Source organism: Embleya sp. NPDC020886, from assembly GCF_044333915.1.
Lineage (GTDB): Bacteria > Actinomycetota > Actinomycetes > Streptomycetales > Streptomycetaceae > Embleya.
Genome location: NZ_JBIRRX010000004.1, coordinates 253942 through 270945 on the forward strand (window position 1 = coordinate 253942; position 17004 = coordinate 270945).

Annotated in this window: 13 protein-coding genes, 1 tRNA gene and 1 riboswitch; of the genes, 9 read left to right on the plus strand and 5 right to left on the minus strand. The window is 71.6% G+C overall.

The annotated features are described in order from the left end of the window. Positions 1 to 78 precede the first annotated feature (78 nt). From ACH4U8_RS16195 to ACH4U8_RS16210, 4 genes are all read right to left on the minus strand, one after another. Positions 79 to 852, minus strand: a complete 774-nt coding sequence (locus tag ACH4U8_RS16195) for an ABC transporter ATP-binding protein (RefSeq protein ID WP_395778448.1) — start codon at positions 850 to 852, stop codon at positions 79 to 81. After that, on the minus strand, positions 849 to 2003 hold the full coding sequence (locus ACH4U8_RS16200; RefSeq protein ID WP_395778450.1) for a FecCD family ABC transporter permease: 1155 nt from the start codon (positions 2001 to 2003) through the stop codon (positions 849 to 851). The genes ACH4U8_RS16195 and ACH4U8_RS16200 overlap by 4 nt, the downstream gene beginning before the upstream one ends. Beyond that, positions 2000 to 2989: an ABC transporter substrate-binding protein gene (locus tag ACH4U8_RS16205; protein ID WP_380020865.1), complete on the minus strand. Its 990-nt coding sequence runs from the start codon at positions 2987 to 2989 to the stop codon at positions 2000 to 2002. The genes ACH4U8_RS16200 and ACH4U8_RS16205 overlap by 4 nt, the downstream gene beginning before the upstream one ends. A gap of 155 nt (positions 2990 to 3144) precedes the next feature. Then, a riboswitch (cobalamin riboswitch) is annotated at positions 3145 to 3384 on the minus strand. 85 nt (positions 3385 to 3469) lie between these two features. Further along, the gene (locus tag ACH4U8_RS16210) at positions 3470 to 4273 is read right to left on the minus strand and encodes a DeoR/GlpR family DNA-binding transcription regulator (RefSeq protein WP_360304395.1); all 804 of its coding nucleotides are present in this window, start codon (positions 4271 to 4273) and stop codon (positions 3470 to 3472) included. 172 nt (positions 4274 to 4445) lie between these two features. Here ACH4U8_RS16210 and galT point away from each other — a divergent pair, with 172 nt between their 5' ends. From galT to galK, 3 genes are read left to right on the plus strand one after another with little or no spacing between them, the layout of a single operon-like run. Continuing rightward, entirely contained in the window at positions 4446 to 5552 is a 1107-nt protein-coding gene (gene galT / locus ACH4U8_RS16215; protein WP_395778452.1) for a galactose-1-phosphate uridylyltransferase, read from the plus strand. Between the two features lie 5 nt (positions 5553 to 5557). Then, positions 5558 to 6523, plus strand: a complete 966-nt coding sequence (galE, locus tag ACH4U8_RS16220; RefSeq protein WP_360305426.1) for a UDP-glucose 4-epimerase GalE — start codon at positions 5558 to 5560, stop codon at positions 6521 to 6523. Continuing rightward, complete coding sequence (gene galK, locus ACH4U8_RS16225) at positions 6520 to 7629, plus strand: galactokinase (RefSeq protein ID WP_360304399.1); 1110 nt, start codon at positions 6520 to 6522, stop codon at positions 7627 to 7629. Before galE ends, galK begins: the two co-directional genes overlap by 4 nt. A gap of 347 nt (positions 7630 to 7976) precedes the next feature. Here galK and ACH4U8_RS16230 read toward each other — a convergent pair. Beyond that, positions 7977 to 8049: transfer RNA gene (locus tag ACH4U8_RS16230), tRNA-Arg, on the minus strand. Between the two features lie 161 nt (positions 8050 to 8210). Between ACH4U8_RS16230 and ACH4U8_RS16235 the strand changes: the two genes are divergently transcribed. The 6 genes from ACH4U8_RS16235 (at position 8211) to ettA (ending at position 16876) form a co-directional block, all read left to right on the plus strand. Beyond that, on the plus strand, positions 8211 to 9263 hold the full coding sequence (locus tag ACH4U8_RS16235; protein WP_360304401.1) for a Gfo/Idh/MocA family oxidoreductase: 1053 nt from the start codon (positions 8211 to 8213) through the stop codon (positions 9261 to 9263). Positions 9264 to 9319: 56 nt separating this feature from the next. Further along, a complete protein-coding gene (locus ACH4U8_RS16240) occupies positions 9320 to 10705 on the plus strand; it encodes a GTPase (RefSeq protein ID WP_395778454.1) in 1386 nt (461 codons plus the stop codon). Beyond that, positions 10702 to 12348 (plus strand): GTPase, encoded by a 1647-nt coding sequence (locus ACH4U8_RS16245; protein WP_395778456.1) that lies wholly within the window; start codon positions 10702 to 10704, stop codon positions 12346 to 12348. Before ACH4U8_RS16240 ends, ACH4U8_RS16245 begins: the two co-directional genes overlap by 4 nt. 165 nt (positions 12349 to 12513) lie before the next feature. Next, positions 12514 to 12984, plus strand: coding sequence for a single-stranded DNA-binding protein (locus ACH4U8_RS16250; protein ID WP_360304407.1), 471 nt, complete (start codon positions 12514 to 12516; stop codon positions 12982 to 12984). Positions 12985 to 13526: 542 nt separating this feature from the next. Then, a complete protein-coding gene (locus tag ACH4U8_RS16255; RefSeq protein ID WP_395778458.1) occupies positions 13527 to 14945 on the plus strand; it encodes a thioester domain-containing protein in 1419 nt (472 codons plus the stop codon). Positions 14946 to 15211: 266 nt separating this feature from the next. Further along, entirely contained in the window at positions 15212 to 16876 is a 1665-nt protein-coding gene (gene ettA / locus ACH4U8_RS16260; RefSeq protein ID WP_360304411.1) for an energy-dependent translational throttle protein EttA, read from the plus strand. Positions 16877 to 17004: the final 128 nt, after the last annotated feature.

Here is a 17004-nt window from a genome sequence, read left to right on the forward strand (position 1 = left end):
AGGCGGCGGGTCCGACGCGGGCATCCGTACAAGTACTCACTTGCGCGTCCCATCGGCCGCCTCCCGGCGTTCGCAGCCCTACAACACCACCACCAACGGCGTCCCCGTCCGAGGATGCGTCCGGATCTCCGTCTCGATCCGGTAGACCCGCTCGATGGTGCGCGCCGTCAAGACCTCCGCCGGCGTGCCGCTCGCCACCGGTCGGCCGTCGGCCAGCAGGCAGACCCGATCGCAGAACATCGCCGCCAGGTTGAGGTCGTGCAGCGCCACCAGCACGCTCACGCCCAGTCGACGGACCAACCGCAACAACCCGAGCTGGTGGTGGATGTCGAGATGGTTGGTCGGCTCGTCCATCACCAACAACCCCGGCTGCTGCACCAACGCCCGTGCCACCAGCGCCCGTTGCCGTTCGCCGCCGGAGAGCGACGCGAACGCCCGCTCGGTCAGGCCGTCGAGTTCGAGCAATTCGACCGCCGCCGTCACGATCGCCCGGTCGCCCGCGTCGTCGGGGTCGAGCAGGCCCTTGTGCGCGGAGCGGCCCATCGCGACCACGTCCCGCACGGTCAGTGGGAAGTCGGTCGGCATGTCCTGGAGCACGGTGCCGATCCGCCGGGCGGCCCAGCGCGCCGAATGTGTCCATACGTCCTCGTCGTCCAGGAGCACCCGACCCGAGGTCGGTCGGTTCACCCGGTAGACGCTGCGCAGCAGGGTCGACTTGCCGCTGCCGTTGGGGCCGAGCAGGCCGAACACCTCGCCCGGTGCCACGGTCAACGACACCGCGTCCACCAGCTTTCGGCCGCCGACCGCGAAGCCGACCTCGTCCAGGACCAACCGCGCGGCGAGGCCGCTCATCGTGCCCCCGCTTCCCGGCGCGCGTCCCGGCGCAACAACCAGACGAAGAACGGCCCGCCGACCAGCGAGGTCACAATGCCCACCGGCAACTCCTGGGGAGCGAGCACCGTACGCGCCACCAGATCCGCGCAGATCGCGAACACCGCACCCAGCAGCGCGGCGACCGGCAACGCCCGCCGGTGATCGGCCCCGACCAGCAGCCGCACCACGTGCGGCAACATCAGGCCGACGAAGCCGATCACCCCGCTGACCGCCACCACGACCCCGGTGAGCACCGCCGCGAGCAGGAACATCCCCTGCCGGAACCGCTGGACGTCCAGACCCAGTGCGGCGGCGCTCTCCTCCCCGGCCAGCAGCAGGTTGAGGTTGCGCGCCTGGAGCAGCAGTACGACCAGGCCGATCGCGAGCGCCAGGGCCGGTACCAGCAGCAGCGTCCAGCGGGCCGAGCCGAACCCGCCCAGCGTCCAGAACAGCACCTGGGCGGCGAGTTGCGGATCCGGCGAGGTCAGGACGAGCAGGCTGGTCAGCGAGGACAACACGGCGCTGACCGCGACCCCGGCCAGGACCAGCCGCACGGCGGTGACCCGGCCACCGGAGCGGGCCACCGAGAACACCACGAGCAGGGTGATCAGCCCGCCGGCGAACGCGGCCGCGTTGAGGGTGAGCGCGCCGAGCGACAGGCCGCCGACCGAGGCCACGCCCCAGCGCATCACCAGCACCGCGCCGGTGGCCGCGCCGGAGGAGACACCGAGCACGTCCGGCCCGGCCAGCGGGTTGCGCACGATCGCCTGGATCACCATGCCCACCACCGCCAGCGTCGCGCCGACGACGGCCGCGAGCAGCACCCTGGGCAGCCGGGTGTCGGCGATGATCAGGTCGTGGGCGCGGCTCCAGGACGGTTGCACCCACGCGTCCCCGCCGATGCGATGCGCGAGGATGCGCCAGGTCTCCGACCACGGCACCGGCACCGAGCCCACCAGCAACCCGGCCGTCGCCGCCGCGAACAGCGCCACGAGCAGCACGCCGACCACCAGCGACAGCCGTACCCGGCCGCCCGGCACGTCGGCCGGCCGGCCCCGGTCCGGCGCCGCCGCGCCCTCCCCACGGAGCACCGCGATCCGGGCCGCCGTCGGGTCCCGATCGATCGTCATGACCGGTCGGGGTGGAGCTGCTTCGCGAGTTCCTCGACCGCGTCCACCGAGCGCGGCCCCGGCTGGGCGACGGACAGCGAGATCACCGGGAAGGCGTTCGCCCGCAGCGCGGGTACGTCGGCGAGCACCGGAGTGGCCCTGAGCGTGGTGATCTTGGCCTCCGCCGACGGCGTCACGTAGTCGTAGATCAGCACCACGTCCGGTTTGCGTTCGGCGACCTGCTCCCAGGAGACCTTGGTCCAGCGCTCGTTCAGGTCGGCGAACACGTTGCGGCCGCCGGCGCGGGTGATGATCTCGTTGAGCATCGAGTTGCCGCCGGTGGTCTGCGCCGCGTCGGCGCCGGAGTTGTACACGAAGACCTTGACCGGTGCGGCGCCCGCGAGCCGCGCGGTGACCGCGTCCAGCCGCCCGCGCAGTGCGGCGACGGAGCCTTCGGCGCGCTCGGACACGCCGAAGATGCCGCCGATGGAGCGCAGTTCGCCGTAGAGCTGTTCGAAGGTGACCGGTGCCTTGGCGCAGCCCTCGGGATTGAGGTGGGTCTTGATGTTCAGTTCGCCGAGTCGGGCGCGGGTGTGGCCGGACGACTCGGAGAAGCCGTCGGGGTAGCCCGAGTAGACGAAGTCGGGCGTGGCTTCGAGCAGTTTCTCCAGCGAGGGTTGCGCGTCGGCGAGCACCGGGATGCGCCCGTACGCCTCCCGGTATCTGTCGCCGATGGTGCGGCCCTTGAGGTACGCGGTGCCCACCATCTTGTCGGCCAGGCCCAGTTCGAGCATCAGCTCGGTGGCGTTGGAGGTGAGCGTGGCGGCGCGCTGCGGCGGCCGGTCGTAGGTCGTGCTCACACCGCAGTTGTCGGTGTCGGTGTACGGCTTGTACGCGGTGGGTGCGGGGGCGCTCGCCTTCTTGTCCTGCACCGCCCCGCCGCACGCGGTCGCGAACAGTGCGAGCGCGGCGACCGCCGCGGCCCACGAGTGTCGGCTGCGGCCCATCGGTGTCCGCGTTCGTATCGGCGTCGGCATCGTCGAAGCTCTCCCTTGCGAGTCCTCGTCGGGGGAACTCGGGAGGGAGGGAGCGCGGCGGCGGACACCGCTCGGCGCCGTCGTCCGACGAACCCGCCCGCGAGGTCCCGGAAGTCCGCGTGCGCGAGGCGAACGCGGGCGACGGCAGGTCTTCGGACTCGTGGGCGGGTTCCGCGGGCCACGGGTGTGTGACCGGGTCGTCCTACCGGTCGCCGCTTCCCGGATCCCGTTTCACCGGGCCCAGTGCTGATGGCGACTTTCGTTCCCACTTACCGCTGCGGGGCAGTTCCGGATTCGCACCGGATTCCCTCTTGCGACACCCGGAATCGGTCGAAGCCGGGTGAACCGTTCGCAAGGGCAGCCTAACCACGGGCGCCGCGGCGGCCGAGCGAGGGTGCTTTTTCGGCTGCCGCTCGGGCGACTTCGGCTGCCGCCCGACGACTTCGGCCGCTACTGGGCGACCAGGATCTCCAACCCGGCGTCGCGCAGCGCGTCGAGCGTGTCCCGGTCGGCCGGGCCGCTGGTGATCAGCAGGTCGATGTCCGCCAGCGGGCACACCTCGGCGAGTTCGATCCGGCCCAGCTTCGAGCCGTCGGCGACCACGACCCGACGCCCGGCGGCCCGCAACATCGCCCGCTTGGCCTCGGCCTCGGGCAGGTTCACGTTGGTGATGCCACCCGTGGGGTGCACGCCGTTGCAGCCGAGGAAGACCGTGTCCGCGTGGATGCGCTCCAGGATGTGGTCACCGAGCGGATTGATCAGCGAGTGCTGCAACGGACGCAGCGTGCCGCCGGTGACCACGACGGAGAACCGGGGGATGGCCCGCTCCAGCTCCAGCGCGATGGTCAGCCCGTTGGTGAACACCACGAGGTCGCGCAGGTCGCCGCGGTCCACCAGGGCGCGGGCCACGAACGTGGTGGTGGTGCCCACGTCCAGGACCACGCTCTCGGACGGCGACACCAGCGCCGCGGCGGCCCGCCCGATCAGCGTCTTCGCGGGCGACGCCGAGGTCAGCGCCTCCTCGAAGGACGGCTCGACCCGGGGATCGCGGCCGGTGAACATCGCACCGCCGCGGACCCGGCGCAGCCGGCCCTGGCGCTCCAACACCTCCAGGTCGGCCCGGACCGTCACCCGCGAGATGCCGAACGCCTCGGCCAGGTCGGTGACCTTGGCGAAGCCGCGGTCCGCGATCGTCGCGGCCATCCGGGCGCGGCGGCCCTCGGCGGGCAGACCGTCGGTGTCGTCGTCAGGCATGGGCAGCATCTTGCGGACACCTTCCGAAACTTGTCAAACCGCAGCCGGGGCCGCCGATATGACGATGCGATTCGACGGGATTGGCAGGCATCTCGGGGTCTCAGGACTTTCCCAGAGTCTTCTCATCGCTTTCTCATTGACAAGTTTTGGAAAGCTTCGCAAAATTGGAGACATGAAGAAGACTCAGGCCGTCATGGCCGACGGTCGCGAGATCGTCTACTACGACACGCGGGACGACGCGGTCCGCACCGCCGTCGACCCGCGAGATCTCGCGCCCGTGGTGAGCGGGTCCGAGATGCGCTACGACCGACTGCTCGACGAATGGGTCGTGGTCGCCTCGCATCGGCAGACCCGGACCCACCTGCCCGCCGCCGACGCGTGCCCGCTGTGTCCGTCCACGCCCGAGCGGGCCACCGAGGTCGCCGAGGCCGACTACGAGGTGGTCGTCTTCGAGAACCGCTTCCCGTCGATGTCCGGCTCGTCGGTGTCCGGGCCCGGCGCGGCCGACCGGCCCGAACCCGGCTGGGACCGCGACCCGTTCCCGCGCCGGCCGTCCGGCGGACGGTGCGAGGTGGTGTGCTTCACCCCCGAACACGACGCGTCCTTCAAGGATCTCACCCCCGAGCGCGCGCGCCTGGTGCTGGACGCCTGGACCGATCGCACCGCCGAGTTGTCCGCGCTGCCCGGCGTCGAGCAGGTGTACTGCTTCGAGAACCGCGGTCGGGAGATCGGCGTCACGCTGCCGCACTCGCACGGGCAGATCTACGCCTACCCGTTCGTCACGCCGCGCACGGCCACCATGGTCGCGAGCACGGCCGCACACCGGCACCGCACCGGCCGCAACCTGTTCGAGGACGTGCTCGCCGCGGAGCGGGCGGACGGGTCGCGGATCGTGGCCGAGGGCGAGCACTGGACCGCGTTCGTGCCCGCCGCCGCGCGGTGGCCGTACGAGGTGCACCTGTATCCGAACCGCCGGGTGCCGGACCTGCTCGCGCTGGAGGAGGCCGCGCGCGCCGAGTTCGGGCCGATGTACCTGGATCTCCTCGGCCGCTTCGATCGGCTCTTCGACGGCGAGCCCGCGCCGTACATCGCCGCCTGGCAGCAGGCGCCGGTGCGCTCGGGCCGGATCGACTTCGCGCTCCACCTGGAGCTTTTCTCGATTCGCCGGGCACCGGGCAAGCTGAAGTACCTTGCCGGGAGCGAATCCGGGATGGGTGTGTTCATCAGCGACGTACCGCCGGAGACCGCGGCGGCACGACTGCGGGAGGTCGGCGAATGAAGCTCATGGTCACCGGCGGCGCGGGCTACGTGGGCAGCGTGGTCGCCGCCCATCTGGTCGCGGCCGGACACGACGTGGTGGTGCTCGACGACCTGTCCACCGGGCATCGGGACGCGGTCCCGGACAAGGCCGCCTTCGTCGAGGGCCGGGTCCAGGACGCCGCGCGGTATCTGGACGCGTCGTTCGACGCGGTCCTGCACTTCGCCGCGTCCTCCCTGGTCGGCGAGTCGGTCACGGAGCCGGCCAAGTACTGGCACAACAACGTCGGCGGCTCGCTCGCGCTGCTGGACGCGCTGCGCACGCACGGCGTCGGCCGCTTCGTGTTCTCCTCCACCGCGGCCGTCTACGGCGCCCCCGAGGTCTCGCCGATCACCGAGGACGCGCCGTGCGCGCCGACGAACCCGTACGGCGCCTCGAAGCTGACCGTCGACCGGCTGATCACCTCGTACTGCGACGCGTACGGCCTGCGGGCGGTGAGCCTGCGCTACTTCAACGTCGCGGGCGCGTACGGCCGGTACGGCGAGCGGCACGCGACCGAGACCCACCTGATCCCGCTGGCCCTCCAGGTGCCCAACGGCACCCGCGGCTCGGTCGCGCTCTACGGCACCGACTACCCGACGCCCGACGGGACGTGTGTGCGCGACTACATCCACGTCGCCGACCTGGCCGACGCGCACCTGCTCGCGCTCGCCGCGACCGGTGCGGGCGGCGCGGCCACCGGGCACCTGATCTGCAACCTCGGCAACGGGACCGGCTTCTCGGTCCGCGACGTGGTGGACGCGGTCCGCACGGTGACCGGCTGCGCGGTGCCCGCGCACGAGGCGCCGCGCCGGGCGGGCGATCCGCCGGTGCTGGTGGCCGCCGCCGACCGGGCGCGCGACCTGCTCGGCTGGCGTCCCACCCGGACGTCGCTGGAGGACATCGTGGCGGACGCGTGGACGTTCCTGCGGGACGGCGAGGCGGGAGGATGAGCGAGTTTCGCGTCGAGGGCGTCTGGGCGGCGCCGGGCCGGGTCAACGTGATCGGTGAACACACCGACTACAACAACGGGTTCGTGCTGCCGATCGCGATCCCGCAGACCGCGCGGGCGGCCGTCGGGCGGCGTACGGACGGCCGGCTGCGGCTGGCCTCCGGGCACGCCGGGAGCGAATCGGTCGACCTGGCCGTCGCCGACCTGGCGCCCGGCGCGCTGACCGGGTGGTCCGCGTACCCGGCGGGCGTGTTGTGGGCGCTGCGCGCGGCGGGGCACGAGATCGGCGGTGCCGACATCAGGATCGACAGCGACGTGCCGGTGGGCGCGGGGCTGTCCTCGTCGGCGGCGCTGTCCTGCGCGGTTGCGCTGGCGCTCGACGATCTGTACGAACTGGGCCTGGATCGCCTTGAGTTGGCCCGGATCGCGCAGCGCGTCGAGACCGACTTCGTGGGTGTCCCGGTGGGCATGCTGGACCAGATGGCCTCGCTCGGCTGCGTCGCGGGCCACGCGTTCTTCCTGGACTGCCGCGATCTGACCGGCCGTCAGGTCCCGTTCGACTGCGCGAGCGTGGGGCTGCGGCTGCTGGTGATCGACACCCGGGCCAAGCACGCGCTCGTGGACGGCGGGTACGCGGAGCGCCGGGCCTCGTGCGAGGAGGCGGCGCGACTGCTCGGGGTGCCGTCGCTGCGCGAGCCGGCCGACCCGGACGCGGCCCTGGCGGCGCTGCCGGACGGGCCGTTGCGCCGGCGGGCGCGGCACGTGTTCACCGAGAACGCGCGGGTGTTGCGGGTGGTCGAGGCGCTGGCGGCCGGCGACGTCCGGGCGATCGGGCCCGAGCTGACCGCGTCGCACGTGTCGATGCGGGACGACTACACGATCTCCTGCCCCGAACTGGACGCCGCCGTGGACACCGCGCTGGCCGCAGGTGCCCTGGGCGCCCGGCTGGTCGGCGGCGGGTTCGGCGGCTCGGCCATCGCACTGGTCGACGCGGACCGCTGCACGGCGGTCGAGGAGGCGGTCGCGAAGACCTTCGCGGCCCGCGGCTTCACCGCCCCGCGGTTCTTCCAGGCGGTGCCGTCGGCGGGCGCGCGCCGGGACTCCTGACCGACTCCCGACCGACTCCGAACCGGCTTCTCCCTCGGGCGATCACGCGACCGGCGTGGTCGCCCGAGCCGTTCCACCGGCAACGGGCGAGCCCGCTCGTTCACGTCCCGGGAGCCGTCTGTTTCCGGCCAGAACCCCGTGCGCCGCAAACACTGCGAAAGGGTGCATTGCCGACCCGTGTCGACCCCCCGTGCGGGGCCTCGGTCACCGCTCGCGCAAGCCCGGTGACGGTCCGGCACGAACGTCTCGCCGGCGTCGTGCACCGGGCCGGGCCGGACGGCCGAGCACCGGGGCCGACCTGCGCGGACGCCGCCCGGGGGTGCGGGCGGCGGACGGCGGCGTGGCGGTGCCCCCGGCAGGACTCGAACCTGCGACCAAGCGCTTAGAAGGCGCCTGCTCTGTCCACTGAGCTACGAGGGCGTGGGCGAATCAGGATCTTGCACCGGATCCGGTCGCGGCACAACAGAATAGGGCCGTGTGCATGCCTCACCGGCGTTCCGATGGTCACCGTTACCTGATCAGACGCAGTTGGCGGCCAGAATGTGATCAGAGAAGGGCCGAAACGGACAGAGGGAGGCGCAGTGGGTCCCACCAGGACTGTACTTGTCGGCTACGGCGTGGGGGGCTCGGCCTTCCACGCGCCGGTCGTCGAGGCCGTGGAGGGCCTGGAGCTGGTTGCCGTGGTGACCGGGAATCCGGAGCGCGCGGCGCAGGTGCGCGAGCGGCATCCGCAGGCCGAGGTGATCGGGACGACCGAGGAGATGTTCGCTCGCGCGGGTGACTTCGACCTCGTGGTGATCACCGTGCCGAACCGCTTCCACGTCCCGCTGGCCACCCGGGCGTTGGCGGCCGGGCTGCACGTGGTGGTGGACAAGCCGTTCGCCGGGACCGCGGCCGAGGGGCGGGAGCTGGCCGCGACGGCGACGCGCCACGGACGATTGTTGGGCGTCTACCAGAACCGGCGCTTCGACGGTGACTTCCGGACCGTGCGGCGGCTGGTCGAGGAGGGGCGACTGGGCGAGGTGCACCGGTTCGAGTCGCGGTTCGAGCGTTGGCGTCCACAGGTGCGCACCTCGGTGTGGAAGGAGCAGGCCGATCCGGCGGAGCTGGGCGGGATCCTGTACGACCTCGGGACCCACCTGATCGATCAGGCGGTCACGCTGTTCGGGCGACCCACGCACGTGTACGCCGAGTCGGCCGCCCGGCGGCCCGGGGCGCTGGTGGACGACGACACCTTCGTCGCCCTGACCCACCCGGGGGGCGTGCGGTCGCATCTGTGGATGAGTGCGACGGCGGCCGACCTCGGGCCGCGTTTTCGGGTGCTGGGGTCGACGGCGTCGTATGTGAAGTTCGGGATGGACCCGCAGGAGGAACTGCTGCGCGCCGGCGCCGAGGTCGGTGTGCCCGGATGGGGGACCGAGCCGCCGGCGGCGTGGGGAGTGCTGGGTACGCCCGGTGAGACCGCCCCGGTGCGGACCGAACCGGGCGCCTACCAGGACTACTACGCCGCGTTCGCGCGGGCGGTACGTGGCGAGGGTGCGCCGCCCGTGGCGATCGAGGAGGCGGTGACCGTACTGGAGACGATCGAGGCGGCGCAGCGCTCCTCCGCCGACGGAGTGACCGTCGTGCTGTAACGGTCGTCGCGCGTTGGGAATGCGGACAATTCGGGCACTGGTCGCCCGTGGTGATCATGGGAAGCGACACCCTGTCCGCAGCCCTCGCCGGCCTGCGGGACCAGGTCGTGGCGACGTGCTTCCCGCTGGACCTGCCCGGCGCCGTGCAGGCGCGGCTGGCCCGCCGCGAGTTGATCGACCAACTCGGCGACTACCTGCTGCCGCGCCTGGCGGTGCCGCGCGCGCCGCTGCTGGCGGTGGTCGGCGGGTCCACCGGCGCGGGGCGGTCCACCCTGGTGAACGCGTTGGTCGGGCGCGAGGTCACGCCGGCCGGGCCGCTGCGGCCGACCACGCGCGTACCGGTCCTGGTGTGCCGCTCGGGGGATCGGCACTGGTTCGCCGACGAGGCGGGCATCGAACTGCGGTTGGACGAGCGGGTGCCGCCCGGGATGGCGTTGCTCGACGTACCGGACATCGACTCGGTCTCGGCGGACAACCGGCGGGTGGCGGTGCGCCTGCTCGGCGCCGCCGACCTGTGGATCTTCGTCACCACCGCGTCGCGGTACGCGGACGCCGCGCCGTGGCATCTGCTCCGGCTGGCCCGGGAGCGCGACACGCGGCTGGCGATCGTGCTGGACCGGGTGCCGGCGGAGGAACTCGACGAGGTCCGGTCCGACCTGGTGCGGTTGTTGCGGCAGGCGGGGTTGGGCGACGTGCCGCTGTATCCGATCGTGGAGACCCGGCCCGGGGCCGGGCTGCCCGAGCGCAACGTGGTGCCCATTCGCACCTGGCTCGCCGAGCGTGGCGCCGATCCGGACGCGCGGGCCGCGGTGGTCCGGCGCACCGTCGGCGGGTTGTTGCACAGCCTGGACCGGCGGGTGCCGCCGCTCGCGCAGGCGGCGGCCCGACAGTACGAGGCGGTCGATCGGGTGCGGGACTGCGTGGACCGGGCCTATGCGGCGACGTCGCGGTGGGCGCTCGGGGCGATCGACGACGGGTCGTTGTTGCGCGGGGCGGCGACGGGACGTTGGTACGACGGGGACGCCTCGGGGGCCGCGCGGGCGGTCCGGGAGAACCTGGACGCGCTGGTGGCGGACGCCTTCGCGCGCGGTGCCGAGCGGGCGGCGGGCTGCCTGCCCCGGTCGGCGAGCGGGGCGGGCCGACCGGCACCGGCGCCGCCCGCCTGGCCGGGCCCGGCCGAGCCGCTCGCGCTGATCGCGGCGGTGGGCGGTATCGCGCTGGGGCCCGGCATCGGTCGGGAGGCGGCCGGTCGGCTCGGTACCCGGATCGGCTCCGAGCCGGCCGCGCGGCTGATCCTGGACGTGCACCGGGGACTGCGCGGCGTGGTCGCGGCGGCGCTCGACGGCGAGCGGGCGCTCCTGGTGGCGACGACGAGCGCGCCGCCCGCGCGGGCCGAGGCCGCCTTGATCGAGGCACTCGACCTGGTGCGGAGGAGCGGGTGAGCGCCGGGGGGCAGGAGGTCGATCGGTTCGCCGTGCGTCGGGCCCGGTACGCCAATGGGACCGAGGAGGCCGGGCGGCTGATGGCGCGGTTGACCGCGCTCGATCGCGTCGCGGTGCTGGGCCGGGATCGGCTGCCGAGCGCCGATCTCGCCCTGATCGAGGACCTGCTCGGCCACGCCGAGACCCGGATGGGCACCGCCGGCCGGCACACCGTGGTCGCGCTCGCGGGGGCCACCGGCGGCGGCAAGTCGTCGTTGTTCAACGTGCTCACCGGACTGCGGTTGGCGGACACCGGTGTCCGGCGGCCGACCACGCGGACCACCCTGGCGTGCGCGTGGGACCCCGAGGGTGCCGCGCCGCTGCTGGACCTGCTCGGGATCGAACCGGTGCGCCGGGTGGCCCGGCACGGATCGTTGGACGCGCGCCGGGGCGGCGGGATGCCCGCCGGTCTGGTCCTGCTCGATCTGCCCGACCACGACTCGCTCGACCTCGCGCACCGGTCGGAGGTGGACGCGGTGGTGGCGGTCGCGGACCACATCGTGTGGGTGTTGGATCCGCAGAAGTACGCGGACGCGATCGTGCACGACCGCTATCTGCGGCCGTTGCGGCATCACGGCCACACCATGACGGTCGTGCTCAACCACGCGGACCGGTTGCCGCCCGGCGACCTGGCGGCGTGCCTGACCGATGTGCGGATGTTGCTGGCGGCGGACGGCCTCGCCGAGGTGCGGGTGCTCGCGACGTCGTCGGAGACCGGGCTCGGGATCGCCGAGTTGCGCCGTGTGGTGCTGGCCGCAGCCGGATCCGGCGAGGCGTCGGTGACCCGGCTGGGCGCGGACCTGGACGCGCTGACCGAACGCCTGGAGCCGTGGTTCGCCGGCGAGGGGCCCGGGGCGGACGCGTTCACCGCCGAGGACCGTGACGCGCTGGTGGACGGGCTGTGCGACGCGGCCGGGGTGGCGGTGGTCGCGACGGCGGCGGGAGCGGGGCTGCGGACGCCGCGCGGGCCGCTGTCCGGACGCCGGGTGCGCCGGCCCGCGGTGCGGCCCGAGCCGGTGCAGGTGCATCGGGCCGAGCAGGCGATCCGGCGGGCGGGGACGCGGCTGACGCGGGGATTGCCGGCGCCGTGGGCGGGCGGGCTGCATCGGGTGTTGGCCCAGGGGCTGCGGGGGTTGCCGGCCGAGGTGGACGCGGTGCCGGCGGAGGCCGTGCCGAAGGCCGCCGCGCCGACGGCGGGCGCCCGGGCGGCGGTGGGCGTGCAGTGGGTCGGGGTGGTCGCGGTGCCGGTCGGGTTGGCGGGGGCCGGGTCGGCCTGGACGGGGGTGCCGGTGGGGCGTTGGTTCGGGCTGTCCGTGCCGTGGTGGGTGGTGATCGCGGGGCTGGTCGTGCTGACGGTGGGGGTGTGGCTCGGGCGGCGGGCGGCGCGGGTGGCCGCGGCGCGGCGGACGGCGGAGGTGGCGGCGGTGCTGCGGTCGCGGGTGGCGGCGACGGCGGATCGGTTGCTGGTGGGGCCGGCCGAGGCGGAGGCGGCGCGGTATCGGGAGGCGCACGGGTGTTTCCTGGCGGCTCGGGAGCCGATGCGGCCGGAGGGTGTGGGTGAGGGGGCGCGGTCGGGGGATGTGACCGGGGCGTCACCCACGTGAGTGACGGGCCGCCGGGGTGTCACCCACGTCGGTGACCGCGCGTGATGCACAGGGGCCGAGTTGTCCACAGCCTGCGGACGCCCGTCCCGGTCGATCACCGGATGTCGGATCGTCGAAGGCGTACGGCGATGTTGCGGGGCACGCCGGTGACACACGGAGGCAAGCGTGGACACGTACGTGACGGTGATCGGCAACGCCGCGAGCGATGTCCGGATCCAGGTGACCCAGTCCGGCGTCCCGCTGGCGCGATTTCGGATGGCGGTGTCGCCCAGGCGCTTCGACCGCGAGAGCGGCACGTGGGTCTCGGGAGATGCCTCCTTCTACTCGGTCGTGTGCTTCCGGGGGCTCGCGGAGAACGTGACGAGCTCGATCGACAAGGGTGACCCGCTCGTGGTGACCGGCCGGTTGCGGGTGCGCGAGTGGGAGCGGGAGGGGAAGTGGTGGACCGTCACCGAGATCGACGCGTCCTCGGTGGGACACGACCTGGCGCGGGGGATCGCGGAGTTTCGTCGGGTGGGTCGATCGGCGCGGCTGTCGGTGGTCGCGGACGCCGGCGCGGTGGCATCGATGGCCGAACAGAGCACCCTCGCGATCGACTCCGACCTCGGATCCATCGGTGAAGAGGAGGCCGCGTGAATTGCCGCGACGGCTGATCGCATGTTCGGGAAAGCCATTCATTGGCGATACCGGAGGTAATTCAAGTCGGTTTCCGGGACGAATCTGAAACAGAATTGTGACGACATCGAAGACGGAGCGATGCGGCACTATCGGACCAATCGGCGCATGTCGCTCAGCCGAGGGGGCAGGAGGTCGGAAAGGGTCGGATCGTGGAGGCGAATAGCGCCCGAGCCGAGGCATTGCTCATGGAAGGACCGATTCGAGCTGTTTTGCACCTCGAAAAATCAATAGTGAGCAGGATCGACCCGATCGGCACCTATGCGGCTTGACATACCCTATAAGCGGTTATATCCGTCGAAGACTTGTCGACTTCGCGATATCCGAATTGATGTCCTCGGCGTGGATGTTCTCCCGAGGTAAAGAACGTGAAACAAATGCGTACCCCGGGTCGCGAGAGATGGCCCGGCTGCTCATACCATTCAACGGTTCTTTACTCGCGCCCCGCTCGGGGGACCATGCGCCGCGCGCGAGTCGGCTTACATTTTTGAGGGGACCACCACATGTTCCGTACACCGGGACGGACGGCCACCCGCTTGTCGGCCATGGTCATCGCCGGCGGCTTGGCGGCGGCCGGCGTGATCGGTTTCGCGGGTGCGGCCAGTGCGGAAGGCGCCAAGGGCGTCTACAAGGGCGGCGATGTCGGTGCGAACATCTTCCTGCAGGGCAAGAAGGACTCGCAGCGCGCCTCGATCCTGAAGCTCGAGGTCGACGGCAAGATCCTGCGCACCTACTGCATCGACTTCCACACCCTCGTGCGCAGCGAGGCGACGTACGACGAGTCGGGCTGGAAGGAGACCTCCTTCGGCAAGCAGGCCGACAAGGCCAAGGTCAAGTGGGTGCTGCTGAACTCCTTCCCGACGGTGAACCTGGAGGGCGTCCGCAAGGCGGTCGCCGCCCCGGAGCTGACCGAGGGTGAGGCCGCCGCCGCCACGCAGGCCGCCATCTGGCACTTCACCGACGGCCAGAACCTGGACGAGAGCAACAAGAACGACGGCGATGTCGTCAAGCTCTACAAGTACCTGGTCGGCGACGCCAACAAGGGCGACGTCACCGAGCCCCCCGTCTCGCTCTCGGTGACCCCGGGCGAGAAGGCCGGCAAGATCAGCGACAAGCCCGGCATCGGCCCGTTCGAGGTCAAGACCAACGCCGAGGGCAAGTCGATCAACGCCAAGCTGCTCGCCGGTGACGCCGACGCCAAGGCCACCCTGGTGGACGCGAACGGCAAGGCGGTCGACAAGGTCGGCAACGGCGACAAGCTCTACGTCAACGCCGCCAACGCCACCAAGGAAGGCAGCCAGGCCTTCGAGGTCTCCGGCGAGTCGACCGTGCAGGCGGGTCGGGTCTTCCAGGGCGTCAACAAGGACGGGTCGACCAGCCAGCTGCTGATCGTCGCGGACAAGCAGAAGGTGCAGACCTCCGACAAGGCGATCGCCAAGTGGGGCAACCCCGGCAAGGGCCCGCTCCCGGAGATCAACGCCACCAAGGACTGCGTCGACGGCGGCGTCAAGGTCACCGTCAAGAACAACGGCGACGAGTCGTACAAGTTCAAGCTCGACGGCAAGGAAACCACCGTCGCGGCCGGCAAGTCGGTCGACCAGGTGGTCAAGGTCGCCGAGGACCAGGCGTACAAGATCACCATCGTGGGCCCCGACGGCAAGACCGCCAAGGAGTTCACCGGCACGCTCGACTGCAAGACGGCCGGTGCCACCGAAGGCGTGACCGGCGGCACCTCGGGTGGGACCACCGGCGAGACCGTGGCCCCGGTGAACCCGAAGGGCCCCGAGCTGGCCAAGACCGGCAGCGAGAGCAACAACACCCCCGCGATCCTGGGCGGCGCCGGTGCGCTCCTGCTCGCGGGTGGCGGCCTGGTGTTCTACATGCGCCGCCGCAACAACGGCTCGAACGGCGCCGCTGCCTGATCCAGGCAACACCGCTCGAACCACGATGACAGCCGGGCCCCGGCGCGCACCGAGCGCGCCGGGGCCCGACGTCATCGTCCGGCCCCGTGCCCTCGGCCGGTCCGCCGAGCCCGTCCGGCGTTCGAGGACGAGCGGGCCGCCGGCCGGCCGAGACGACCCGGGGCCACACTCCCGGTACGGCCCGCCGGGTACACGCAGCCGGACAATCCCGCGCCCTCCGGGCACCCATGCACGGGCACTGGTCGCCAGACCATAGGCTTGGACGCATGGCTGAGTACATCTACACCATGCGCAAGGCGCGTAAAGCGCACGGCGACAAGGTGATCCTCGACGACGTGACGCTCAGCTTCCTGCCGGGAGCCAAGATCGGCGTCGTCGGCCCGAACGGCGCGGGTAAGTCGACCGTTCTGAAGATCATGGCCGGGCTGGAGCAGCCGTCCAACGGCGACGCGTTTCTGTCCCCCGGCTACACCGTCGGCATCCTGCTCCAGGAGCCTCCGCTGGACGAGTCCAAGACCGTCCTGGAAAACGTCGAGGACGGCGTCAAGGAGATCAAGGGCAAGCTGGACCGGTTCAACGCCATCGCCGAGGAGATGGCGACCAACTACACCGACGAGCTGATGGCCGAGATGGGCGAGCTGCAGGACCAGCTCGACCACGCCAACGCCTGGGAGCTCGACTCGCAGCTCGAACAGGCGATGGACGCGCTGGGCTGCCCGCCCGGCGACTGGCCCATCGTGAACCTCTCCGGTGGCGAGAAGCGCCGCGTGGCGCTGTGCAAGCTGCTCCTGGAGGCGCCCGACCTGCTCCTCCTGGACGAGCCGACCAACCACCTCGACGCGGAGAGCGTGCAGTGGCTGGAGCAGCACCTGGAGAAGTACGCCGGCACCGTCGTCGCGGTCACCCACGACCGGTACTTCCTGAACAACGTCGCCCAGTGGATCTGTGAGGTCGACCGCGGTCGACTGCACCCCTACGAGGGCAACTACTCCACCTACCTCGACACCAAGGCCACCCGCCTCAAGGTCGAAGGGCAAAAGGACGCCAAGCGGCAGAAGCGCCTCAAGGACGAACTCGAATGGGTCCGCTCCAACGCGAAGGGCCGCCAGGTCAAGAGCAAGGCGCGACTGGCCCGCTACGAGGAGATGGCCGCCGAGGCGGACAAGATGCGGAAGCTGGACTTCGAGGAGATCCAGATTCCGCCGGGTCCGCGCCTGGGCAACGTCGTGGTGGAGGTGGACCACCTCAGCAAGGGCTTCGACGAGAAGCTGCTGATCGACAACCTGTCCTTCACGCTGCCGCGCAACGGCATCGTCGGCATCATCGGTCCCAACGGCGCGGGCAAGACCACGCTGTTCAAGATGCTGATCGACGCCGAGACGCCGGACGCGGGCAACATCAAGGTCGGCGAGACGGTCAAGGTCTCCTACGTCGACCAGTCGCGTGGCGGCCTGGACCCGAAGAAGAACCTGTGGGAGGTCGTCTCCGACGGCCTGGACTACATCAAGGTCGGCAACGTCGAGGTGCCCTCGCGGGCCTACGTCAGCGCGTTCGGGTTCAAGGGTCCGGACCAGCAGAAGCCGACCGGCGTGTTGTCCGGCGGTGAGCGCAACCGCCTCAACCTGGCGCTGACGCTCAAGCAGGGCGGCAACCTGCTGCTGCTCGACGAACCGACCAACGACCTCGACGTCGAGACCCTGTCCAGCCTGGAGAACGCGCTCCTGGAGTTCCCGGGCTGCGCCGTGGTCGTCTCGCACGACCGCTGGTTCCTGGACCGGGTGACCACGCACATCCTCGCCTACGAGGGCGAGTCGAAGTGGTTCTGGTTCGAGGGCAACTTCGAGTCGTACGAGAAGAACAAGGTCGAGCGCCTGGGCGCGGACGCGGCCCGGCCGCACCGCGCGACGTACAAGAAGCTCAAGCGCAACTGACCCGAGCGGTCGGTACGGCGCGACCGGTGGCCTGTCGTATGTCCGCATACGGCAGGCCACCGGCATCACCCGGCGGCACCCGGGTCGCCTCGGCGGGGAACGACCGGAAAACAGAGAAGAGGACTGGC